General features: G+C 65.8%; 24 protein-coding genes. 8 read left to right on the forward strand and 16 right to left on the reverse strand.

Annotation, left to right across the window (positions count from 1 at the left end; genetic code table 11):
- Positions 1–9: 9 nt before the first annotated feature.
- Together NFL01S_RS36245 and NFL01S_RS33140 are read right to left on the reverse strand one after the other, a co-directional pair.
- Positions 10–435 (reverse strand): hypothetical protein, encoded by a 426-nt coding sequence (locus tag NFL01S_RS36245; RefSeq protein ID WP_168433989.1) that lies wholly within the window; start codon positions 433–435, stop codon positions 10–12.
- 69 nt (positions 436–504) lie between these two features.
- Positions 505–699 carry a hypothetical protein gene (locus NFL01S_RS33140; protein ID WP_157117274.1) on the reverse strand — a complete coding sequence of 65 codons (195 nt, stop codon included), beginning with the start codon at positions 697–699 and terminating at the stop codon, positions 505–507.
- 482 nt (positions 700–1181) lie between these two features.
- Between NFL01S_RS33140 and NFL01S_RS33150 the strand changes: the two genes are divergently transcribed.
- Positions 1182–1865, forward strand: coding sequence for a nucleotide-binding protein (locus NFL01S_RS33150; RefSeq protein WP_245670999.1), 684 nt, complete (start codon positions 1182–1184; stop codon positions 1863–1865).
- Positions 1862–2179, forward strand: coding sequence for a hypothetical protein (locus tag NFL01S_RS33155; RefSeq protein WP_062980286.1), 318 nt, complete (start codon positions 1862–1864; stop codon positions 2177–2179). The genes NFL01S_RS33150 and NFL01S_RS33155 overlap by 4 nt, the downstream gene beginning before the upstream one ends.
- Before the next feature lie 1451 nt (positions 2180–3630).
- Here the strand turns inward: NFL01S_RS33155 and NFL01S_RS33160 are convergent.
- The 12 genes from NFL01S_RS33160 to NFL01S_RS36010 form a co-directional block, all read right to left on the reverse strand.
- Positions 3631–4083, reverse strand: a complete 453-nt coding sequence (locus tag NFL01S_RS33160) for a hypothetical protein (RefSeq protein WP_062980287.1) — start codon at positions 4081–4083, stop codon at positions 3631–3633.
- A 37-nt stretch (positions 4084–4120) separates the two neighbouring features.
- Entirely contained in the window at positions 4121–4909 is a 789-nt protein-coding gene (locus tag NFL01S_RS33165; RefSeq protein WP_062980288.1) for a DUF2637 domain-containing protein, read from the reverse strand.
- Positions 4906–5262, reverse strand: a complete 357-nt coding sequence (locus NFL01S_RS33170) for a hypothetical protein (RefSeq protein ID WP_062980289.1) — start codon at positions 5260–5262, stop codon at positions 4906–4908. The genes NFL01S_RS33165 and NFL01S_RS33170 overlap by 4 nt, the downstream gene beginning before the upstream one ends.
- On the reverse strand, positions 5259–6302 hold the full coding sequence (locus NFL01S_RS33175; RefSeq protein ID WP_157117275.1) for a hypothetical protein: 1044 nt from the start codon (positions 6300–6302) through the stop codon (positions 5259–5261). The genes NFL01S_RS33170 and NFL01S_RS33175 overlap by 4 nt, the downstream gene beginning before the upstream one ends.
- Complete coding sequence (locus tag NFL01S_RS33180) at positions 6299–7765, reverse strand: hypothetical protein (RefSeq protein WP_157117277.1); 1467 nt, start codon at positions 7763–7765, stop codon at positions 6299–6301. The genes NFL01S_RS33175 and NFL01S_RS33180 overlap by 4 nt, the downstream gene beginning before the upstream one ends.
- A 108-nt stretch (positions 7766–7873) precedes the next feature.
- Positions 7874–8365: a hypothetical protein gene (locus NFL01S_RS33185; protein WP_157117279.1), complete on the reverse strand. Its 492-nt coding sequence runs from the start codon at positions 8363–8365 to the stop codon at positions 7874–7876.
- A gap of 19 nt (positions 8366–8384) precedes the next feature.
- Positions 8385–10505, reverse strand: a complete 2121-nt coding sequence (locus tag NFL01S_RS33190) for a type IV secretory system conjugative DNA transfer family protein (protein WP_062980293.1) — start codon at positions 10503–10505, stop codon at positions 8385–8387.
- Positions 10502–11296, reverse strand: a complete 795-nt coding sequence (locus tag NFL01S_RS33195; RefSeq protein ID WP_062980294.1) for a hypothetical protein — start codon at positions 11294–11296, stop codon at positions 10502–10504. The genes NFL01S_RS33190 and NFL01S_RS33195 overlap by 4 nt, the downstream gene beginning before the upstream one ends.
- A complete protein-coding gene (locus tag NFL01S_RS33200) occupies positions 11293–11640 on the reverse strand; it encodes a hypothetical protein (RefSeq protein ID WP_062980295.1) in 348 nt (115 codons plus the stop codon). Before NFL01S_RS33200 ends, NFL01S_RS33195 begins: the two co-directional genes overlap by 4 nt.
- A complete protein-coding gene (locus NFL01S_RS36345; protein ID WP_062980296.1) occupies positions 11637–12056 on the reverse strand; it encodes an RRQRL motif-containing zinc-binding protein in 420 nt (139 codons plus the stop codon). Before NFL01S_RS36345 ends, NFL01S_RS33200 begins: the two co-directional genes overlap by 4 nt.
- 147 nt (positions 12057–12203) lie before the next feature.
- Positions 12204–12434 (reverse strand): hypothetical protein, encoded by a 231-nt coding sequence (locus tag NFL01S_RS33210; RefSeq protein ID WP_157117281.1) that lies wholly within the window; start codon positions 12432–12434, stop codon positions 12204–12206.
- Positions 12435–12463: 29 nt separating this feature from the next.
- Entirely contained in the window at positions 12464–12724 is a 261-nt protein-coding gene (locus NFL01S_RS36010) for a hypothetical protein (RefSeq protein ID WP_157117283.1), read from the reverse strand.
- Between the two features lie 74 nt (positions 12725–12798).
- Here NFL01S_RS36010 and NFL01S_RS33215 point away from each other — a divergent pair, with 74 nt between their 5' ends.
- From NFL01S_RS33215 to NFL01S_RS33230, 4 genes are all read left to right on the forward strand, one after another.
- Positions 12799–13620 carry a GntR family transcriptional regulator gene (locus tag NFL01S_RS33215; RefSeq protein ID WP_062980298.1) on the forward strand — a complete coding sequence of 274 codons (822 nt, stop codon included), beginning with the start codon at positions 12799–12801 and terminating at the stop codon, positions 13618–13620.
- Positions 13621–13673: 53 nt separating this feature from the next.
- Positions 13674–14855 (forward strand): beta/alpha barrel domain-containing protein, encoded by a 1182-nt coding sequence (locus NFL01S_RS36350; RefSeq protein WP_174555744.1) that lies wholly within the window; start codon positions 13674–13676, stop codon positions 14853–14855.
- Positions 14856–15023: 168 nt separating this feature from the next.
- Complete coding sequence (locus NFL01S_RS33225; RefSeq protein ID WP_168433991.1) at positions 15024–16010, forward strand: replication initiation protein; 987 nt, start codon at positions 15024–15026, stop codon at positions 16008–16010.
- Positions 16011–16012: 2 nt separating this feature from the next.
- Positions 16013–16267, forward strand: coding sequence for a replication protein RepB (locus NFL01S_RS33230; protein ID WP_062980300.1), 255 nt, complete (start codon positions 16013–16015; stop codon positions 16265–16267).
- On the opposite strand, the gene NFL01S_RS37755 is transcribed toward NFL01S_RS33230, so the two are convergent.
- Complete coding sequence (locus tag NFL01S_RS37755; protein ID WP_084493459.1) at positions 16208–16756, reverse strand: inositol monophosphatase family protein; 549 nt, start codon at positions 16754–16756, stop codon at positions 16208–16210. The genes NFL01S_RS33230 and NFL01S_RS37755 overlap by 60 nt on opposite strands.
- 167 nt (positions 16757–16923) lie before the next feature.
- Between NFL01S_RS37755 and NFL01S_RS33235 the strand changes: the two genes are divergently transcribed.
- Both NFL01S_RS33235 and NFL01S_RS33240 read left to right on the forward strand, forming a co-directional pair.
- Complete coding sequence (locus tag NFL01S_RS33235) at positions 16924–17853, forward strand: tyrosine-type recombinase/integrase (protein ID WP_062980301.1); 930 nt, start codon at positions 16924–16926, stop codon at positions 17851–17853.
- 35 nt (positions 17854–17888) lie between these two features.
- Entirely contained in the window at positions 17889–19610 is a 1722-nt protein-coding gene (locus NFL01S_RS33240; protein ID WP_168433990.1) for a DUF1308 domain-containing protein, read from the forward strand.
- A gap of 9 nt (positions 19611–19619) precedes the next feature.
- Here the strand turns inward: NFL01S_RS33240 and NFL01S_RS33245 are convergent, their stop codons facing one another.
- Positions 19620–22655 carry a Tn3 family transposase gene (locus NFL01S_RS33245; protein WP_062980303.1) on the reverse strand — a complete coding sequence of 1012 codons (3036 nt, stop codon included), beginning with the start codon at positions 22653–22655 and terminating at the stop codon, positions 19620–19622.
- Positions 22656–22673 lie beyond the last annotated feature (18 nt).

Below are 22673 nucleotides of genomic sequence, written 5' to 3' on the forward strand. Positions count from 1 at the left end.
CCGGAGTAACTAGCCTGCGGCCTGCTCGCCGAGTTTGTCGTCCAGCACAATCGGGGGAATCGGCTGCCCGGGGTCAGCGTCCGGATCGACGACATCGATCACTTTCGCGACCTGGTCGTAGGTCCGTCGGGCGATAGCCTGCGTGGCCGCATACTTCGAGGTTCTCCAATCCCATGCCACCTTCAGCAGGCCCACCAAACTCACCCCGGACAGCGTGACTTCGACTGCGTCCCCGCTCCGGTCCTTGATTCGATCCTTCGCGACCCGGCCCGTTTTGCTGTGTCCGTAGGAACCAACGAACCACTCATCGATCTCAGTCCAGATGTCTCGGTGACAGATCAGTTGAACACTGGCCACACCCGCCGCCCGCTGCATCCGCTCCCGATGAGCCTGCCGACGGCTCCACCAACTCAAAATCCCCGCGTCTGACCCCATCCCTCAATACTGCCGGTTACCACCGACAGAACGCGGCGAAATCGGCCGCGCGGCAATACTTCACGCCAATCATGCCTCTGCCGGCATTTCCGGGTCGTCAGCTCTAACCAAGGCGGCCAAGGGCATTGAAAACGGGTAACTACCTGCGGAACTTTCGTCGACGGACTCGATCACCGCGCGACCTTCGCTGGGATCGACCTCTCGCACGACGAACCGGGAGACACCGGTTTCGCCGATCGTCACCGTATCGCCGACTTCGATCACACACCGGAGCATAATCGAACGCGTGTGCGAAAAGTGGGAGCCGGTGTATGAGGTCGACGGCCGTGTCGTATCGGATCCGTCCCGGCTCTATCCGGTCGCCGGCGGAATGGCCGAGCCGTCACCGTTGAGATGTCGGCGCGGCCATTGGCTCGGTCCGCGGCGCGTGCTCGTCGGATCGCAAGCCTGCCCGGCGGTCGGCGGGTTTCACCGCACCCACACCTGCCAAGAATGCGGTGCTGTAATCCTCAACCCGCCCCGCGTGAACGGATGCGATCATGCCGGAGATTGAGACCTCCGCCGCACCCCTTCTGCACCATAAGAGCATGGCTTATTCCCCTGCTCCCCTTCCTGGTCTTCCGACATTCCGGAGACGGACCCCGGGGCGTCGATCCCGTGGATATCGCCCGGCCCGTACATACTGAGGTACTGATCTACGTAACACGGCCCTGGTCTACCGGCCAGATCAACCGAATCGAGTACTGATGTCCGTACATACTGAATCGCTGAGATCACGCAACCATGCACTGCTGGTGATCGTGATGGTCAACCTCAAGGGCGGGTCGGGCAAGACCACCTCGGCGGCGTGGATCCTGCACGCACTGCACGAGTCGGGTCTATCGGTGCTCGGTGTCGACGCGGATCCCGAGAACGAGTCGCTGATCGGCTGGTCCCAGTTGGCGGAGTGGGATGTGCCGGTGATCGCGATGCCGGTGGCGAATCTGCACCGGCAGCTGCCGGGCGTGATCGCCCCGAGTATCGACGTGGTGGTGATCGACACCCCGCCGATGACCGACTCCCGCCGGATCGTGAAGTCCGCGGCGAAGCTTGCGACGCATATCGTGTGCCCGATGGCGCCGACCGGCATGGAGTACGACCGCCTGGGCGCGGTGCGTGAACTCGTCACCGAGATCTCCGACGACGCCGATGTCCCGCCGGATTTCGCGGTGCTGTTCAACCGGGTCATCGCAAACGCTGCCAGCACCGGCGTCTACCGCGAGATCATCCAGACGGACGGTGTTCGGGTCCTGAACCCGCCGATCCCGCGCAAAGAGGTCTACGCGCAGTCCTACCCTCAGCCCATCGAGCGCGCCTCGACATCGGCCTACGGCGACGCCGTGAACGATCTCCTCACCCCGGCCGTCGACGAGAGCGAGGCGACCGCATGAGCCCGACCCCGAACGTCGGTGATCAGATCCGCAAGCGGGCCGAGCAGATCGCCCAGCGGCAAGCCGGAACATCAGCAAAAGCGCCGGCCAAACCAGGGCACCGAAAACCTGCCACTCGCACCAAGCCGGTGCGCTGCACGGTCGACCTGCCGCCCGTGCTGTTCCGACAACTGAGCGACTGGCAGTCTCAGGCCGCCGAGCAACTCGGCGAAAGCCGGATCACCAAGCAGCAGATTCTGGTCGCGCTCGTCCACGAACTGCTCGGCGACACGGATCTCGAGGAAGCCGTACTCGACCGGCTCAACGCCGAATGAGCTACTGATATACGGATCTACTGATTTCAGTAAGGGCGTTGAACTGGGGAAACGATCATCTTGATAGGTACGGATCGGTGACGAATGTCCGTGCATCATCTTGATACCGCACGATCATTTCGATACGAATGGACAATCTGGACTCGGCAGCACGGCCTCCTATTGCAGCCCACGTCGGCCCGCGCCCAGTACATCGGAAGCAGATAGCGAATGTCCGGTTAACCTAGGGAAACAGGAAAAAATCCGGTAGAGCTACCTGGACGTAGGGTCCGCACCCTGGCTCTCTGGGAGCGCCTGGCCTCGCCGAGAGCGGGGGTCCAGGGGGCAGCGCCCCCGAGCGCAGCCTCCGGCTGCGGATATCAGGTAGTGGAGCATGGGGTTCCGGTCGTGGTGGGTGTGTCTCTCCGGTCGGCCTGGGGCTGCACGATCACACGGGCGCCGGCCGTCAAGGGTGGCGCAGCCATCGGCTTGCCGACGCCGCAGGCGCCCTTGATGGTCGGTGGTCGTGTGATAGCCCCGTCTTTGGCCGACCGGAGAGGCGCGCCCGCCACGGCACCCGAGCGCAACGAACGCGAGAGCGGTAGCTCTCGGACGAGTGCGCCCCGTCGCGCTCGCACCACCTCGGTACGTCACGGGCACTCGATCACGCTGCTGCTGCTCGACCAGGCCGATCTGTAGACCGCCGGATCCGACCATGACGCCACCAGCTGGAAGCGACGCCACCGGCGGCGGATCGACTCCCAACCCAGCCACGTACCCAACGCACCGGTACCCACCCAACGCAACCCATGTCTTTTCTCTTTTCTCTTTTCTCTCTTCTTCTGTCTCCCCACCCCACCTGAACTGAATTGATTTTTGTATCTCTCACCCCCTCAGTCCCCTATCTCATGCGCACGAAGTGGGTATGAGATAGGGGACTGAGGGGGTGAGAGATACACCGGCGCGCAGCGACGGTCGATGCAGGTCAGGTGGGGTGGGGAGACAGAAGAAGAGAGAAAAGTTGTGACAACTTGTGACCGCGTTTCACGCGGTTTTGGCCTGGTTTTATCGCAGTTTTCGCACACCTTACCGCTGTTCAAGATCGGTTTTCGGCGCCCCGAGGGGGCGCCGTGCGCGGCCTTCGGCCGCGTGCTCCTGGTGAGGCGCCGGCATTGTGTTCACGCGCCCCTCCAGCGTCAAGGGCGCTGCGCGTCGCCTGGCGGCGATGGCCTGCGGCCACCCTTGACCCCGGAGCCTCTGCGCGCGAAGGGCACGGCTTTGCGGGCAGGCCGGGGGCCTGCCCGGGAAGGGGCGCCAACGCCCCACCAGGAGCAAAAGACCCGTGTCCGCTGCGGTCCGGCGCGGCGAGACAATAGAATGTGTCCGGCCGGTTCATCCGGTTCTGGACATGCGAAGGCCCCTGCCGACTGGGACTCGGCAGGGGCCTTCTTACTGGTCAGAGACCGATTCGGTTATTCGTCATCCGCACCCAGGTAGGCGGCGACCTCGGCGAGACTGTCGTCGTTGGGCGGCTCGTAGGTCGCCCGATACAGCTTCGGCGGCGCGTAGTCGGCGCTGAAGGCCTGCCCGGTGCCGGTGTACTGCACCGAGATCCGGGCGCCGTTGCGCAGATCGTCATCACCGGCGGCGAGGATGGCCTGCTTGATCGCCTTCTGCAGGTTGCCGCGCACGAACAGCTTCCGGGCCCCGTCGTCGTCCGGGTCGGTCTGCTGACCGGTCAGGATCACCACCTCCAGCTGCAGGACCTCCTGACCGCCCCGCATTTTCGGTTTACCGGTCTTCGGGTCCTTCTGGGCGGTGAGCTCCTGGGAGATGACCAGGCCGGTCACGGTGGCGCCGGGCTTGTCGTTCTTGCCGAACGCGCTCCGGATCACCTTCGGCTCATCGGACATGATCCACGACATAACAGTTACTCCTTGGTTATTTGATGGGGTGGTGGGGTTATCCGGCGATGCGCCGGACATTTTCGGGAGCCTCGGGCAGCGCCAGCGGCTCGATGGTGGTGGCGTCGTGCTCGGCCTTGAGCCGGGCGACGATCTTGCCGACGGTGCCGTGATGCAGATCCACGATCACCGCGATTCGCCGGTACGAAAGGCCCGCGCAGTGCAGTTGCCAGATCTCGGTGTCGCGCCCGGCTGTCGCGTCGGCGGCGGCCTGTGTCGCCTCGATGTAGCCTGCCGTCGCCTCCGTGTCGCCCGTGTCGCGGCTGGTGTCGCCTGCTGTCGCCTCGGTGTCGCCTGCTGTCGCCGGGCCCGTTTCCGGGCGGGGGACCTCCAGCAGGCCGGTCAGCCCGTGGGTTGCGGCCAACCCGAACAGCGGGGCGGCTCCGGCCACGGTCGCTGCAATCGTTGCGGGCAGGACCCGGCCGGTCGATTCCGCAGCATGTAGCGCGTTTCCGGCGACCGAGATCAGCTCTGCAGCCAGCAGTTCGCCCCAGAAGAACCAGCGAGTAGCTTTCGGGATGTCGACCCCGAATCGCTCCCGTCGCTTGAGCGACACCAGGGCGACAATGGACTGCACGATCGCGCCGTCGACGAACACCGGCCCGATCCAGGCGAGGCTGTCGGTGATGCCGGCCATCTTCGACAGATCGCTCAGCGCCGCGAACGACCAGACGAACGCACCGGCGCCGATGACCACCGTCATGGCCAAGGCGACGATTTCGGCGAAGTCGAACCGGCCTGTCGCCTTGGGCGACGCGTCGGCGACAACAGGCGACGTAATGCTCATCGTTCCATCCCTTCTCGGTCACGGTTGCCGACCAAACCCGCGAAGGCGTGGCCGTAGATCGGTTGGGGAACCATCCGTTCCCGACCGGCATCCAGGGCATGCTCGGAGGCGATATCGAGTGCATCGTCGAGATCGCGGGCAAGCTCCTGGTTACGGTCTTCCAGCTCTGCCGCGCGGTGCTCGGCGGCGTCACGCTCGCCGGTGACCTGCTCCAGTTGCTCTTCCAACTCCGCCGCGCGGTGGTTGGCGGCGATCAGCCGGGCCTCCAGTTCGGCCCAGGACTCGGGACCGTAGGGCCGCAGTGGGGTGAATCCGTCAGCCTGGGACTGCTGACGGATCTCCACGGCGGTCACCGCTCCAGACCTTCCTGCTCACGGCCACCGACCAGACCCGCAAACGCGTGACCCGGAATCGGGCGCCGGCCGCGCTGGCGCAGCTCTGTGGTCCGGGTCGCGGCGAACGCAGTGGACGCCACCTGCGGTGGTGTGCGGCTCGCATCGTGCGAGAAGTACGACCGGGCGATACCTTTCAGCTCCTGGATCTGGTCCGTGCTGCGACCGAACATCCTGGCGCGGGCGTCGTCGTTCTCCGGCAGGCGCTGCTCAATCCTCTCGACGGCGTAGTCGTATTCACTGTCGCTGTAGGAGGCCTCCGCGAGAGTGCTCATATCGCGCCACGCCAAGCCCAAGGCGTCGTCACGAAACGCCCACGGCTCGGCGATGTCGTGCATCTGTTCAGTGAGCTGCAGATACTCGCTGTCGGTGTAGGTCCGGCCCCGCTGCTCGCCCAGCTGATACACCTGGGCGAAGTCCGCCCGCATCAGGCTCTCGTTCCACGATTCCGCCGAATCGACATAGTGGTTCAGGCTGGCCGGATCCGCCGCACTGGTCGGGCGCGCCTGCAACGACTCGACGCTGTACGGGTCCCGCGCCTGCGGCCAGTCCCCGTGGCCGGCCATCTCACGGGCCTGCCGCAGAGACCGCCACTCCGCCGGGCTCATCCCCATCGCGACGCCATGAACTCGGTCGATGATCACCTGCTCATACAGACGCTCCATCGAACCCGGCTCACGCCGCCAGTCCTCGCGAACATCAGACAGATACGCCCAATCCGCCTGCGCGGTCGCCGACTCGTGGTTCGCCCACTTGCGGTGGATCTCCTCGGCAGGCTCCGCAATTTTTACGTATTCGCGCAGGTCACCGGCATGACGGGCTTCTTCCAGCAACTGTTCAGCTCGCACGGCATCAGCCCGCATCTGCTGCTCGTTCGCGCTGGTCACACCCCGTCGGGCGTAGTAACCCGGCTGAGTCGGATCAGTGGCCTGCTCGTTCGTCTCGGTCATCTGCGTTGTTCCTTCCTGATCGGTTCGATTGATGCTGTTCGGGCCGGTCACCGCTCCATCCCTTCCCGCTCGCGGTCGCGGCCGTTGACCAGGCCCGAGAACGCGTGACCCGGAATCGGTTCCCGCTTCTTCTCGCCTGCTCCGGTTTTGACCTCGGTGCCATCCCGACCACCTGCTGTGAAGACCCGGGACTGGCGTTTCTGTTCGGCCTGCTGCCGCTGCTGGCTGCCCAACCGCTCCGCCGCCGGCGTCCGCTCGACGACCTTCTGCACCGCCTCATCCCGTTCGGTCTTGAACCGGTCACGCTCGGCGCCCAGCCGATCGCGTTCGGCAGTCAGTGCGGTCAGCTGCTGGGTCAACGTGGCGTTCTGGTTCGCCAAATCGGCGTTGTGTTCGATCGAGAGGAGATGCCGCTGCTTCAGCGACTCCAGCTCGTCAGCGGCGCGCCCCTGCACCCGCTGTGCCGCCTGCTCGGGCCGGGCCCATTCGGTAGTGCGGGCGGTGACGTGCTCGATTCCGCTGTCGGCGAGCCGGATCGGGGCCTGGTTGCCGCGTTCGCGGACCGTGGCCTTGAGCTGCACACCTGGCAGCCAGTTCCCCGTGCGGGTGTTGTGGGCCGCCCACTGAGCCGCTTCGGCCTCGGTCGGGCTATACGTGCGCCACGTGGTGCTACTGCCGTTGCGCAGCTCAGAGACCTCGCTGATGAACTTCGAGTTCCGCTCCGCGTTCTGCATCTCCCACTGGACCCGCTGCAGGGTCAACCCGCTGCCGACCGCGGAATCCTCCGCCGCCCGCAGCTGATCTGGCTGGTTCTCCAGCGTGGCGTGCCGGAGCTTCTGAATCGCGTCTTTCTGCGCGAGGTCCAGTTCCCCGGTCGGCCGCGGAATCTCCTGCCCGACACGCTGCGGCTGAACTTCCGATCCCCGGACGGGTTCCTGCCGCTGTGTGGCGACACCGAGATCGCGCTGCCCGGTTTCGCGTTCGAACCGGCGCCGGGAGATCCATTCGGTTTCGCGAGCCAGCACCGCCCGATACCGCAGAGCATCCAACCCGCGGACCTTCGGTGCGCGGGCCAGCATCTCCGGGGTGCGTGCCTTCGAATACGGCCACATCCGTGCCGATTCCAGGCAATCCAGCGCGATCCCGCGCTCCACCTCGGTCAACCGCGAGTTCCCGACAATCCGCTCCCGCAGATCGTCGATATGGCGGGCCGCGGCCTCGTCGTCGCGGCGGCGCTGCTCGATGGTGGTGCGCGGGTCGTTGGCGCGTTCGTAGCGGGCCTGGGCCGAAACCTGGTAGCGGTGGATCATCTGCGAGGTCCACGTCTTGTGGTGCACCCGCTCGGCCTGCTCGCTGCGACGCTGCTTGCGCATCTCCAAGCTGATCTCGCGGCGCACCTTGCGCTTCTCCCACCACCCATTGGCCTGGGCGTGCTGGCGCATCAACTGCGCCATGCCGTGCCCGAACCGGCGGGCCTCGTCCATAATCTCGTCCTCAACAGGGCGTTCAGACATTTTCAGTACTCCTTGTGAGCTGGTTTTTATCGGTGAATTTGTGGTTCATTTCCGGTGTGATCGCGGTCGTCTCGGCCTCCTCCCGTCATGGGTTACTGAGTTACGGAGTTACTGAGATTTGGTGCGCCGGTCCTCGTAGGCGGCGCGGCGTTCGGCCAGGTCGCGGACCCATTCCCGGATCCGGTCCAGGGCGTCGGTGGTGGTGTAGATGACCATCAGCAGGGCCTGGATCGGGCCGGGCCGTCCGGCGCAGTGCCAGAACGCGAACCCGACCAGGCCCGCGCCGTAGATCGCGAGCGGGCCGGTCAGCGGGAACACCATCGCGGCCCCGGCGAATGCGGCGGTGGCGGCGGCCGGCGCCCACAACCGCACGGTGTCGCCGACTTTGGCGGCCTTGTGCACGGCCGGGGTGATCGCCCGACCGACGTGGCCGCCGTCGGGCACGACCGGCACCAGCTGGGCGGCGAGTTTGGCGGCGGTGCTGCCCTCCAGATCGGCCTGCAGGGCAGCCAGCACGTTGTCCTCGTGCTCACGCCGGGCGCTGGTGCTCGGAATTTCCTCGCCGTGGTCTTCGGGATTGATGGGGTTGGGCATAGCCATAACGGGTTCTCCTTGCTGGTCACGCCATGCGGCGCTTGGTCAGATCGATGACCGGCGCGACGGGGGCGGTATCGGTGTCGGTGGTGGGGGTGGTGACGCGGCCCAGACCGGGCAGCGGGCGCAGGCTGGCGAGCTGGCGCTCATCCAGCGGCGAGACACGGCCGAACCGTGCGATGCCGTCGGAGACGTGCACGATGTCGCCCTTGCCCATCGAGCGCAGCTTGTTCGGGTCCACCAAAAACTTGTCGTGGGACTGGATATTGCCCTCGTCACCTGCGGTGGAGCCGCCGATCAACTTCCGCGACAGGTCGAATCCTTTGCGGGTGCCGTAGGTTTCGGCGAGCTTTTCCCCGCGCTGCTGACCACCGAGCAGCGAACCACCGGAGGCGGCGGTGACCAGGGCTTCGCGGGCGTCGTCGTCGTGGCCGAGACCGTTCCAGGACTGCGCGAACCACCACGTGGAGATGCCGGCCTTGCGCAGCCGCTCCACCCACGCCTTCGCCCGGGTCTTGCCATCGCTGACGGCGGAGAACTCGTCGACGGCGAGGATGGCCTGCCGCCCGTGCTGCCGGTCGGCGAGCTGCTCCAACATGCAGCCGAGTGCGGCGAACTGGGCGCGGGCCCGGTCCGGGCTCTTGATGCCCTCCAGCACGATGTAGAGGACATCGAAGTCGGTGAACGACTTCTCACCGTCGAACGAATCGCCCAGCGAGCGGTACAGGTTGCCGAATTCCGCGCGAGCGGAATCCATCACCGGCTGCTTGCCCGCCTTCGTCGAGGCGATCTCAGCGTCCACGCCCGGCACACCCGACCACGGCACGGCGTCGTCGAAGACCCCGCCCCACAGTCGCGCCAGGACATGCACGTCGAACCGGGCCAGGAACTCGAACCACGACCGGGGCGGGTTCTCACCGACCGGTTTGCCGTCGACGACCTTCTCCGGGGCATCCACGATCAGGTGGATCAGGGTTTCGCGGATCTCGTGGAAATATTTTTCGGTGTCGCTGGTCGGCACGCTGCCGCCGGACACCATCGACGACAGGATCGAGCGCAGGTCATCGACGTTCGGGGTCGACCACAAGTCCAGGCCGGTGCGGTCGGGGAACAGCCCGATCCGCTCCTCCGGCACCCCGAGAGCCTTGAACCACGGCAACAGTTTGCCCGCGGCTTTACGCGAGTCCGGGCCGCCGTTGCAGTCGATCACCAGCACCAGCGGGCGACCCGGCCGCGAGGTGCGCCACCACTGCTGATGCCGCTGCCAACCGGTGACAAACCAGCTGATCAGCGCCCGGTTCATCAGCGTCGACTTGCCCTTACCGCTGCTCGCGACGCTGGTGCCGTGCTCGTTGAACTTGATCCACGGCACGATCAACCGGGTCTCATTGCGGCCCATCAACGCCCGCGCCCGCGACTTGGCCGGCGCCTGCGTGTGCTCGACGGCCAGGCGGCCGATCACCGGGTGCGGGTTCAATCCACCCGTGCTGAACGGGAGCCGATACCGGCTCAATCGGGCCGCGGCGCGCTGCTCACGCTGGGCCTGCCGGTGCAGTGCCCGTTCGGTCGCCGCGGGGGAGCGGAAACCGTTCGTGGCGGCCTTGACCCGGTGGTTGGTCACCGCGACGGTGGCGGCCAGCCAGGACGCCGGGACCAGCAGCGTCGCCATCAACAGCAGCCCGTGCACCGGATTGCCGGACAACAGTTCGGTCGCGCCCTCGTGGAACTGGATCAATGGTGCGGTGGCGTCCAGATCGTGGAACACGATCGCCCCACCGGGCAGCGCGATCAGGGCGCCGAGGGTCCAGTTCCGCATCTTGGCCGGGGTCCAGGCCAGCAGTGTCGAGGGCACCAGCAGCAACAGGGTCAGCAGCAGCACGAACACCAGGCCCGCGCCGGTGACGACCGTGCCGTCGACCACGCCGTCCCACGTCCAGTCCGGCATGTTCAGCCAGGAGAACCACTCGCCGTCCGGGTCGATACCGGGCATGCTCGGTGCGAATTCCGGCATCGGGTCGCCCTGCGGCTGGGACTCCGCAGGGTTGACCGGCACGGTCGGCATCGAGGTCACGAACGGCCCGCAGTCCTGCGGGGTGATGATCGACTGGCAGCCCGGATCCTGGGCGAGATATTTTTCGGTGCTCATAGCGACACCGCCTTTCCGGCCTGGGGCCTGGGATCAGCTGCTCCGCCAGCGATCACCGTCAACCCGGGCCGGGCAGCAGTGTCGGGCACTGGAACAGGCAAAAGTTCTGACAACCCCGCCACCCGCACCGAAGGCCCTTCCACAGACGCGGTTTCGCGCGCAGCGGCCGTGATGAGGTTGCGGATTTCGGTGCTGCGCTGACCGGTCGGATTACCGTGCTTATCGACGATCTCCGGATCGGCGCAGTAGTAGGTGATGCCGGCGCACTCACCGTGCGCGGCCTGCTTCGCCCGAGCGACGGCCGCTTTCGCCACCTGCGGGCCCTTCGCGGTCAGCTCGATCTCGACCGCGCGCCAGTCGCCGGACGAGTCCAGCCACCGGCCATCGTGGATATGCGGGCGCGGCTCACCCGGTTTCGCCGGGCCCAGCTGGGCGCGCAGTTCCCGTTCGCTGATCCAGCGGTCCAGATCCAAGCCGACCAGCGCGAGCCGGGCTTCCAGCACCGTCGTCACGTGGGCGGCCATCTTCGGGGTCGGCGTCCAATACCGGGCCCAGAACGGCAACAGCGTCTCCACCGCCGACTTGCTCGGAAACACCCACGTCGGGCCGGGAACCGGGCGGACCTTCAGGTTCGAGGCCATGTGCGCGGCCCGCCATTTCCGCACGATCCGATACGCCGACGGCAGCGACACACCCAACATCCGCGCCACCAGGTCCAACGGGGCGCCGTAATGCTCGGCCAGCACCGTCAAAACGACCATGTCGCGCGGGCTCAGCAGGTGAATCGTCAACGTTCTATCTCCTCTCGCTCTCGACTTCCTTTGACCAGGCCTGCGAACGCGTGCCCCGGGATCGGGGCGCGTGCGGCCTGCTCGGACTGTTCGATCTCGGCCTCGGTCCAGTACCGCGGTGCCACCGGCAATTTCTGCCCGGAGCCGAGCCACTGGCCCGGCGCGCGGCCCGGGGTCTGGACCTGCTGCGGCGCCGGGAGATCCACCAGGACCTTCCGGTCCTGCTCGCCGCGGCGGGCAGCAGCGGCGGCCAGATGCGGCAACTCGGTAACCGGGACCATCTGCTGTCCGTGAGCCTGGGACTGCTCACGGACCTGCGAGGTGGCCCGGCGACGGCGAGTCACCGCTCCAGCCCTTCCCGCTCACGACCATCGACCAGACCGGCGAAGGCATGACCGGCAATCCGGTGCCGCTGTGTGGATTCCGTCCAACCAGGCCCCGGATCCCCAGCGGTCTCCATGTCCTCGCGGGCGATTCCGCGCCGCTCCGCGGCCCGCAACTGCCGCTCCCGCGTCGCCCGCTCCAACGCCGCCAACTGCGCCGGGGACGCTTCCCGCTTCGCCGCCGCGAGCCGAATGTCGTAGAGGTAGGCCGTCAACGGCTCACCCCGACGACGCGGACGCTCCACCAGACCCACCGGGTCCTGCCCATTCGGGCGCAACCCATCCGCCGCCAACTGCCGCCGGGTCCGCAGATGCGCCGGCGCGCACCGCCACGGATACACCGGCACCACGCCGTCCTGCTGCTCACTGCTGGTCATCGCCCCGCCCCAAACGCGCCAGGGCCGACCACAACCACAAGGACTTCCCCGCACCGGCGTTGGCGACGATGACGGGATGCTTCCGAGGCTTCACCGGGCCCGTGAACGACAATTCGCCGCGATCAACCCGTGGCTCGACATACGGGCTCATCGCACGACCTCCGCCTGCTGAACCGGCGGGGCAGGCCGCTGCACCTGCACACAATCGGTGCGCCAGGTCTCGTGTGCCCGGCAGATATTGGGCGCCGGCACATACGACTGCTGATCGACCCACGCCGCCGAACACCCGACCATCCCGGCCAGCAACGCGGCCGCCAGCAGCACCAGCTGCACCGGCGTCGGCAACGCCTGGAACGCCTTACTCCCGGCCCTCGCCACCTGCGCGTCCGTGCGAACAACCGGACCGATCATCTGACACCCCCGCGCTTCCGGAGCTGCCAGCCAACGACCATCGCCAGCGCCAGCACCATGAAAACGACACCTGGGTTTGTGACCAGCGCAAATACGAGGATCACCCCCACCCCGAGAGTCCAACCCGCTCGCATACCCGAACCTCCTGCCGATATCAGAACTTCAAACTGATAGGGACTGAAGGTATCAACTGATAGGCTCAGATGTCCAGGTTTTGCGCGATTTTTATCACTGATTTCGCGGAATATGCACGTCATGAACCATCCTGTCGCCGCAGGTGACAGGATCAACTGATAGCGTCGGCAGGCCGACATAAGCCGAAGGAGGCGAAATGACAGACCCAGGGGAGGCCCAGCACCGCCGGATAGCCCGAGAGCTGCGCAACGAGATCGAGGCCGGGCGCCTACGCCCCGGTCAGCGCCTTCCTTCCACTCGCGCGCTCGCCGCACAGTTCGGGGTCTCGATCGGGCCAGTGAACGACGCGATGGCAATCCTTGAGCGGGAAGGCCTCGTGATCAGTCGACCGCGATCAGGGCGAATGGTCAGCGAGACGGTCGCGCCGGAACCACGCCGGCCAGAACCGTCGCGTCCTCGGGTGGTCTACGTCGGCGGATACGCCGGGAGCGGGAAGACCGAACTCGGTCGAGTACTCGCACGCATGACCGGTTGGGCGATGCTCGACAAGGACACCCTGACTCGGGCCGTGGTCGACACCGCGCTCGTACAGCTGGGTAGCACGGTCTCCGACCGTGAGTCACCGATCTACATGGAGCACGTCCGGCCGGCCGAATACGAATGCCTCGCAGCGGCAGTCAGAGAGAACATCAGCTGCGGGGTATCGGTAATCTGCACGGCTCCCTTCATCCGCGAGATGAGCAGCGAAGCCTGGTTCCGGCGCACCGCGGTTGAGCTGGACACGCTCGGCGCCGATATGGAAATTGTTTGGATTCAGTGCACGGCCGAAACGATGCGGTCCTACATCACCCGGCGGGGCGCTGCCCGCGACAGCCACAAGCTGCAGAACTGGGATAAGTACGTCACGGGGATCGACACGAAGTTCGAGCCGCCCTGGACTCATACGATCGTGCGAAACGATCCAGACAGTCTGCCGTTGCGCGAACAGGCCGAATCCCTTGTCGAGGCGATGAAATGACAGACCGGACCGGAGTCATCCTCTACGGCCCACCAGCGGCCGGGAAGGACACCGTGACCGCGGCCCTGCACGAGCAGGACGGCCGGATCACTCTCTATCAACGCCTGAAGATCGGGCCGGGCCGGACTGAGGGCTACCGCATGGCCACACTGGGCGAACTGGAGGAACTCCGCGCTGCTGGCGGCGTTATCTACTCGAACGAGCGATACGACGCCACATACGTCATCGACCAGCCAGAACTGTCGGCCATGTTCGCCGCAGGCAAGATCCCGGTACTGCACGCTGGACAACTCGAAACGATCGACGCTATCCGGCAGGCCGAACCTACTGCGCGCTGGATTGTCGTCGAACTGTGGTGCTCACGCGCGACTGCTGACATCCGGATAGCAGCGCGAGGAACCGGCGATATCGCAGCACGAATGCGCGCATGGGACGAGACCCCGCAGGCAATATCGCCACATCTGCGAATCGACACCGAGGTTCACAGTCCTGAGGCTGCGGCGCAGCGCATCCTCACCCAGATAGGCCTCAGCTGGATCGTGGTGGTACCGGCATTACACATGGTCGATAGCGATGGACAGTTGGACCTCAAGACAACGCGGCGGTACGCCGAAACCGCGGCGGCCGGGTGGATCGACCGGTTTCTGATCAACGGCAGCACCACCTCCGGGCAACTACTCTCCGAGGATGAACGCTCCGCGGTACTCGACGTCTGGCTGAACGTCGTACCTGCGCAACGGCTTCTCGCTTGCACCTGGGGGCCCCAGGACATCGCGGCAGCAAAGATTCGTCACGTGACCCCAATGGCTGTCATGCGCGCCGAAAACCTCGCCGACGCACGCCGATTTCTGACCGAGATCGGGCCTGGGTCGACGATCTACAGCCATCCGATGTTCGGGCAGACCTTCACGCCCGAACTCGCCACCTGGGCGCGAACCGACGGATATCTACCGGTCGGCGGGAAACTCGCCAAGGCTCAACCTGCTGAAATATCCGCGATCACTCGCCAAGCGCCCGAGTTCCAGCTATGGGATGGATCGTCTCGACACTTACGGGAGTCGATAACCTCTGGGGCTGCCGGCGTCGTCGCCACCCCGCTCACCGCCCAGTTCGCCGACCTACCGCCCAAAGAAATCGATCAGCTCCAGCCGGTCATCGACGATATACAGAACGCCCTTGACCAGCTCCCAACCCGTGACCAGAAGCGGGATTGGCTTCGAGAACAGCTCCGGTAAAACCACAGAAAGAATACATGTGTAAATATGCATATGTGTATTAGTGCATATTTACGGTAGTGCACACCAGATGTGTGGAACCACCGGCAGCAACCCCAACTACCTGATTAGGTTGGTCGGCGTGTCGTACTTCATCATCAAGCGATTTGGGGGGCAGACTGCATGACCATGGCGGTCGACACGGAGTGGGATGAGTCCGAGATATGGACACTCCCATTCCCCTTCGAAGAGCATTGGCGACCGCATCGGCCACTGGCAGCCAAGAAGAAAGGGGGCGGCTACTACCGCACCACCCGGGAGCGCGCGCTCACACTGCCCTATGTGGAGAGCAACCCGAAGGCCATGACCTCCCTCGTCATCACAGACCACGACGGCGGCCGAGCCGACGAGATCGCCGCGCTGTGCGGGCTACCGGTGCCCAGCTACATCGCCATGAACCCGCACACCCGAGACGGGCACATCGTCTACGCGCTCAAGACACCGGTGATCCTGACCAACCCGGCGCGGCGAGACCCAGTTCACCTGCTCGCCCGCGTCGAAGCGGGACTGAACAACGTCCTCGCAGGCGATGTCGCCTACGCGCATCGATTCACCAAGAACCCGACCCACATCGAGCATCTGACGCTCTGGGGCCCCGATCATGCGGTCTATGACCTCAAAGACCTGTGGCGACCCATCTCAGATCTCGGCGCGCTGCCGAAGTACTCCACCACCAAGGAGCGGCGGAAGGCGTTGGCCTCCTCGGGGACCGGCCGCAACGTTGACCTGTTCGATTTGGTCCGTCAATGGTCGTACCGACGCCGTGGCGACCACGACGACTGGGCCGCGTGGTCCCAGCTCGTCGACGACCATGCGTGGGATCGCAACATCGACCTCATCGGGCCGGCCTACACCAAAGGCCCGATGGAACCCGCCGAAGTACGGGCCCTCGCCCGCTCGATCTCCACCTGGACCTGGCGGCGGATCAAGCGGACATTCAGCGAGGAACAAGCCCGGCGCGGCCGGGCATCCGCAGCGAAGTTCACAGCTGAGCAACGTCGCGAAAGAGCTCAGCAGGCAGGCCGCACGATGACAGACGCCCGTCGGGAAGCGAATCGTCGTCGTGCGACAAAGTATGATCAGTCCGCGATCATTGCTGCCGCTATGGAGGGATGACGATGGCTGCCAAGAACCCCGTGCGACGGTCCAAGACCGCCCGCGAGCTGGCTGAACAGTTCGGTTCGAGCCCCCGCACCATCCAGCGGTTGGTCGCTGAACCACGCGCTGACTATGAGTTGCGGGCCGCAGAGAAACGCCGGCGCGCGCAAGAGATGCGGCGCCAGGGTGCCACCTACCGGAAGATCGCCGACGAACTAGGTGTCGGCATCGGTTCGGTGTCGTCGCTCCTGCGTACTCCGGTTCCAGCGGCCTGACCGGCCGCAATCTCTAAGTTCACCCCACAGGACTGCCTGCACAGCCTGGCAGCAGGTCTCATCCGCCGCGTTCAACAGCAGCCCATTCTGGCTTTCGGTAGGTCGATACGGCGACCCATCTGGCCGGACGGTTACCCCACCAGCTTCGGCCAAGAGTAGAACGCCCGCAGCGTGATCCCACGGCAGCGATCGCTGATACAGGACAAAGTCGAGGCCGCCATCGAGCATCCGCGTGTAATTGACCCCAGCGCTCAAGGCACCCGAGGTCAAGGTTGCGAATCGACCGCCAACCTCCGCAAGTTGTGCGCGCTCCTGCTGGGACATGCGCTTCGTTGGAGCAGCGCCCTGCAGACGCTCAACTTCCGCTGGCGGGGCTGTCCGTCGAATAAGGGCGCCGTTTCGGAAAGCCCCGGAGCCGTGCTCGGCCACGTAGAGCTGCCCGGTTTCGGGTACAAGGATCCACCCTGCAACGGGATCGCCATTCCGCAAGAGGGCAACGGGGGTCCGGGAACATCCAAGAGAAAAGTCACGCTAAGCAGTTACCGCAGATAGTGGCATACTATGCGCGGTAACTGTTCGGCTGCCCTGGCGCTATAGGCGTTGCGGGGCGGGGCGACTCGGGAAACTATGTGCGGTAGTGGGGTTCGGAGGCGGGAATGGGGCGGGTTCGGATGCTTCCGAGGGCGGCAAGTGGTGTGCGGCTGGCGGATGCGGTGCAGATCTATCTGGCGACACTCACGGTGCGGAATACCCGCGAGACCTATGGCGCGGCGCTGGATCGCCTGGTCGCCGATTTCGGGGCGGACAGCGATGTATCACTGCTGGGTTCGGAACCGGATCGGGTGAGTGGCTGGTTCACCTTCGTATGGGGCGGCAAGTCGGCGAAGACGTTCAACATCCGGCTGACCGCGCTCACGTCGGCGTGCGGGTATTGGCGTGAGCAGGGCTGGTTGGCCGGTGATCCGCTGGTGCGGTTGCGGGCGAGGCCTGCGCCGCCGGATACCAGTAAGGCGTTGAGCCGGGAGCGGGTCGCGCAGATTCTGGGTTCGGGTGCGCCGCTGCGGGAACGGGTGCTGTGGCATCTGCTCTACGAATCCTCGGCCCGCGCCGAGGAGGTGCTGATGCTGGACGTGCCCGACCTCGATACCGCGAACCGGTGCGCGGTGGTAACCCGCAAAGGCGGAGCTCGCGAGGTCGTTGCCTGGCAGACCGGTACCGCCCGGTTGTTGCCGCGGTTGTTGGCCGGGCGCCGGTCGGGGCCGCTGTTCCTCACCGATCGCAAGGCTCGTCCGTCAGTGGCGGCAGGCGATATAGACCCAGCGACGGGGCGGGCGCGGCTGTCCTACCGTCGCGCCGCGGAGCTGTTCGAGAACCATACCGCTGGCTTTGATGACGGCCCGTATACGTTGCATCAACTGCGGCATTCCCGGCTGACTCATGCTGCGGAGGACGGCGCGTCCACTCCGGTGCTGATGAAACTGTCGGGGCATACCTCGGTACGGAGCCTGGTCAAATACGCGCGGATCTCCGACGAGGGGTTACGCCGGTATCAGGCCGGCAGCGACCCTGCTGCGCGGCGGCGGTGATCTGAGGCGGTGAGTTTCGTGCCAGGTGCCATCAGGTGGTGGGCGTGGTGAGTGGGGCGCCGCTGAGTGGAGCGGGACGGGAATTGCTCCAGCGCATGCGCGACGACATGGTGGAGGTGCTCACACACCGAGCCAGTCCCCACTTGCATCGCACACTGGGTGACCTGGCCGAAGAGGTCCGTGGGACACGACGGATCAGCGACGCCGACCACGACGGCCGTGAACTGGTAGAAGCCGGCGTGCGGCGACCGGACCCGCCGACAGCGCGCGGAGGTCGGGGTGATGAACGTGACCGGGTTCCCGATAATGTGGCGGCGCTGCTGACCAGTGTGCGAACCAGCGGGGTGGATCCTGAGACCGCGGCCAGGGTCGAGCGTGCGGTGCTGGACAGATACCAGCAGCAACGACAGCTGCGAGAACGGAACCTGCGACAAGAATTCCTCAACAACAGATCCCGCGCCCTACGCGACCGAGGCGAGTCCGCGAACGCGGCCGAAACCACCGCCAGAAACGAAGTCGACGACTATCTGCGCGGGGAACGCGCCCAGCAGCTGATCACCCGCGACGCCGCAGCGCGCACCACCGAATGGGCAGACAACATCGGACTCGCCCCCGTCCTCCGCGAACTCGCGACCTCACCACGAACAAGGCCGGAATCGGTCGACGACACACTGGCCCGGCTCACGACACGTGCCGAACAGAACACCTCACTGCCCAAGGGCCTCAAACAGGCGCTCACCCGGCTGGAGAACAGCAACGCCGATCCCCGTGCTGTCGACCGGGCTACGAGATTGCTGCACGACCGCTACCACGAGTATCGGCAGCAACCCATGGCCAATACCTACCGTGAGACCCTGCTCGAGCGGCGGGCCGAGTTCACACGCGACGGTTTCCCCCCGCACGTCGCCGACCGCCTCGCTCAACGCGACACCGAAGCCTTCACCCAAACCCCGAAGGCCCAAAGGATGATCGACAGCGTCGCGGCCAACAACACCAACCAGTGGTTCGAGAAGATGCGCGGCGCCGCCGACCGTGACGGCGTCGATATCGCCGACCGGCTCGCCGAGATCCACCGATACGAACATCAGCAAGTGCCCGAATCCGAACTCCGCGCAGCCGCCGATCGTCTCGATGCCATGCATGCCGATCTCGACACCACTCAACACCAGCTGAACACACTGCTGGAGAGGTCACCGGAACTGGCAGGCAAGGGTGCTGACCGCTGGCAGGAAGGAATCGACACCACCCGCGACAGAATCTCGCGCCTCTCCGAGACGGTGCGCGCCGGAACCACGGGAGGTGAAACCGTCACCCGGCGGGCGGTCAACGACGCCGCCCTCCAGGGCCCCGAAGCCAACCTCCGCGGATACGACGGCGAGATCCGGATGGCCGCGAAACTCGACAACATCCACGATCTCGGCCCGCTGATCGACGTGAGCACACCCACCGGAACCCGGATGGCCAGTGAGGTCGATATCGTCACCGACCATGGCCGCACCTGGCATGAAGTGAAAACCAATGATCCCGACGCTCAGCGATCGAGCCAGAAAGAGCTCGAAGCGCAAGCCCGCAAACAGCTCGCCATCTCCCACATGAACCGCGAGTACTGGGTCGACGGCAAGCCGCCGGAGCTGAAAATGCACTTCATGAACGGCGTGCACCCCACGGTGAAGTCCCGTATCGAGGCCATCCGCATCGAAGACGAGAACGGGCATATTCTCGACAACCACCGTGTCGAGGTCATCGACGAGTCCTGAGCAGGAAACTCACTCGCTGTCAGGGGCTTCCGGATCGCGTAGTGGACGGTGTGTCCCGCCGAGATCGGGCAGATGGAAACTGTAGTGCCCATCGATTCCGATATGACTGCGCACGAACGGGGACAACCGGGCCACGTCCGCATCGTCGAGCGGGTAGTCCAGGGCGCGGAGCTCGGCCAAGGCACGATCCATGTAGACGGTGTTCCACAGCACCACACAGTTCAGGACCAGCCCGAGTGCGGAGAGCTGGTCTTCCATGCCTTCGTAGTAGACCCGGGTCATTTCGCCTTTGCGGCCGTGGAAGATCCGCCGCGCGAGGTCGTGGCGGCCCTCGGTGAGGTTGGCCTGGGCTTTGATCTCTCGGCGGTAGGGTTCGTCGTCGGCCAGCCGCAGCACGTGCAGGGTTTTGAAGATCCGCCCGAAATGCGCGACCGCGTGCCCGAGTGAGGTCGGTTGCCCGTCGCGGGAGATCATGCGAGTGACCTCGTGCGCGGACACCTCGCCGGTATGGATCGATACCGCGATCCGGCACATGTCCTCCCAATGCCGGCCGACTCGCTCGACATCGATACGCCCGCGGGCAGCCTTGTCCAAGGGCCCGTAGTCGACGGCCGGGTCGATTCGCCACAACCGTTGATCGGGCAGGTTCGCCAGCTGCGGCCGGTATTGGCGGCCGAGCAGGTGCAGCAGCCCGAACACGATATCGCTGTAGGAGCCGGTGTCGGTGATGATCGCCTCCGGCACCGTCCCACCCGACTGGCGCAACACCACATCCACCGCATGCAACGAATCCCGCGGAGTTCCCGACAGCACCTGCGCGGCAAGGCCGGCGGCTTGGTCGTTGATCATATTCAGCCAGGTGATCCCGCGTTTGCGGCCGAAGTACTTCGCGTTCGGGCGGGCGTGAATGGTGCGCACCGGGACCACGAACCGCAACCCGTCCACCGACGCGACCAGTCCACCACCCCACGCCTGCGCCAGCGGGATCCGGGCCTGGGCCTCGACCAACGCGGTGTTGGCGGCGGCGAGGGTGTCGAACCGGAGGTAGGACTGGTCGACGTGGTGCAGCCGGTCGCGGGTCAGGGCTTCCACCCCAGGGCTGGTGACCGGGCCGAACCCGACGTTCATCGCGTGCGCGCACAACACCGCCGCGACCGACAACCCCAGATCGGCGACCCGGGCAGGATTGCCGGAGACGTGGGTGAATGCCTCGGTGAACCCGGGATGCCATGACATCACCTCCAGCACCAGCTCCGGCAGATCGATCCGCGGCAGCATCGCCTCCACCCTCCGACGCAGATCGGTCAAACTCGGCGGATCGGGCACCGCGGTCAGCGCAGCGGCGTGCAGTTTGCCGTCGTCGTCGACCGTGGCCGGGGTATCACCGTCGAGCCGAGCCGCGACCTCCCGGTAGGCGGCATCGAGCGCCTCGGCATGCTCGGCGAGCATCGCCGACGGTTCCGACGGTAGACCGAGTGCGTTGAGCCCAGCCTCGCGGGCGATCTCCCAGTGATCGCCGGCCAGCAGGTGTGCGCGGGGATCGCGCCATTTCGACGAGGCCTCCACGAAGATGTTGCGGTGCTTGAGATGGCGGTGGAACTGTTCGAGCACACAGAACGTGTAGGCGGCGCGATCGACGGTTTCGGCCGGACGGCCGGCCACATAGACCAGCCGAGACCATGCCCCACCGATCAGATCGTGATCGACACGGCGAGCATCGAGCCACCGCGCCCCGGGCTTGCCCGGTTTCTCCGTAATCAGCTCGGCCAGAGTGCGCATCGCCGCCAGCACCGGCGCGCCCTCCGGAGTCGCACCGAAGGCCAGGCCACGGATCAGCCGGGGCAGAAACGGCCGCACGGTCGCGAACCGCCCGGCCAGCTCCTCGGCCCGCTGACCGTCCAGCTCGGCGTCCCCGGCCGGGACCAGCTCGTCGATGACCGCGACCGCCGACCGTAGCGCGGCCCCGGTGACCTTCGCCTCGATCAGGTCCCACACCACACCCAACTCGATGCCCTGATCGATTTCCACCATCTCCAGCAGCACCCGCACCGCCTCGGCCAGCTTGCCCGCGTTGCGCGACACCCGCGGATAGCGGCGCAGCTTTTCCTCCTTCGACTCCCGCTCGGCCTTGGACAGCAACTCCGTGGTCATCAGCAGGTCGAACAACTCCAGCACGTCATCGACGGCGCGGGCGCTCAGCACAGACACTGTGGCCGCCAAGACTGCCAGCCGGTGCTCGCGGCTCATCCGGCGTAACTGAGTCGCCTTGCCCGACAATCCGTGTTGAGCCAAACCCAGCAGCCGCCGCGGCGGCACCGCCGACACATTCACCCCCGCCGAACCCGCCACCGCCAGGTCACCGACCCGCTCCAGCGCGGCGAGCATCCCCTTGGACGACGGCCTAAATACCCCCTTACGCAACCGATCCAGCTCACTGACCCGCTGCTTCGTGCCCGCCGGCACCTCCAACAACCCCAACAACACACCCGCCGAAGACGGCGAGAGCTGACCGGCCAGCTGCGCCCACAACCGCTGCTCGGCCGCCTCCCGACCCGCAGCCACCAGCTTCTCCAGCGTCGTCACACCCGGCAACAGCACCCGCCGGGCCCGGCACCACGCCACCGCACCCTCGAAAATCGCCTTCGGACCATCCCCGGTGATCCACGCCTGATCAGCGATCCACGCCGCCAACTCTGCCTCGGACTCTGAAAACGGCACCAGCCCGTATTCGGCTGCGATCTCGGCCTGATGCTCGAACCGCGTCGAACGCCGCACCATGTACTCACCCAGGCACGACGGGTCACCGATCTCCAACTGCTCGGCCAGATAAGCCACCAGCTCGACCGGCACATCGATCGGATCGACTAGGAACATCCCCAGGTAGCGGACCGTCACCACCTGCACCGCGAACCCGAGCCGGTTGTAATCCCGGCGCCGCGCCGCGATCAACCGCCGATCCTCATCGTCCAGATAGCAGAACCGCTCCAACTCCACCCGGGACAACACACCGAAACGCCCGTAACCGGGCACACCCGCATCAATCACGCCGACATGAAATCACCA

Source organism: Nocardia flavorosea NBRC 108225, from assembly GCF_001613385.1.
Taxonomy (GTDB): domain Bacteria; phylum Actinomycetota; class Actinomycetes; order Mycobacteriales; family Mycobacteriaceae; genus Nocardia; species Nocardia flavorosea.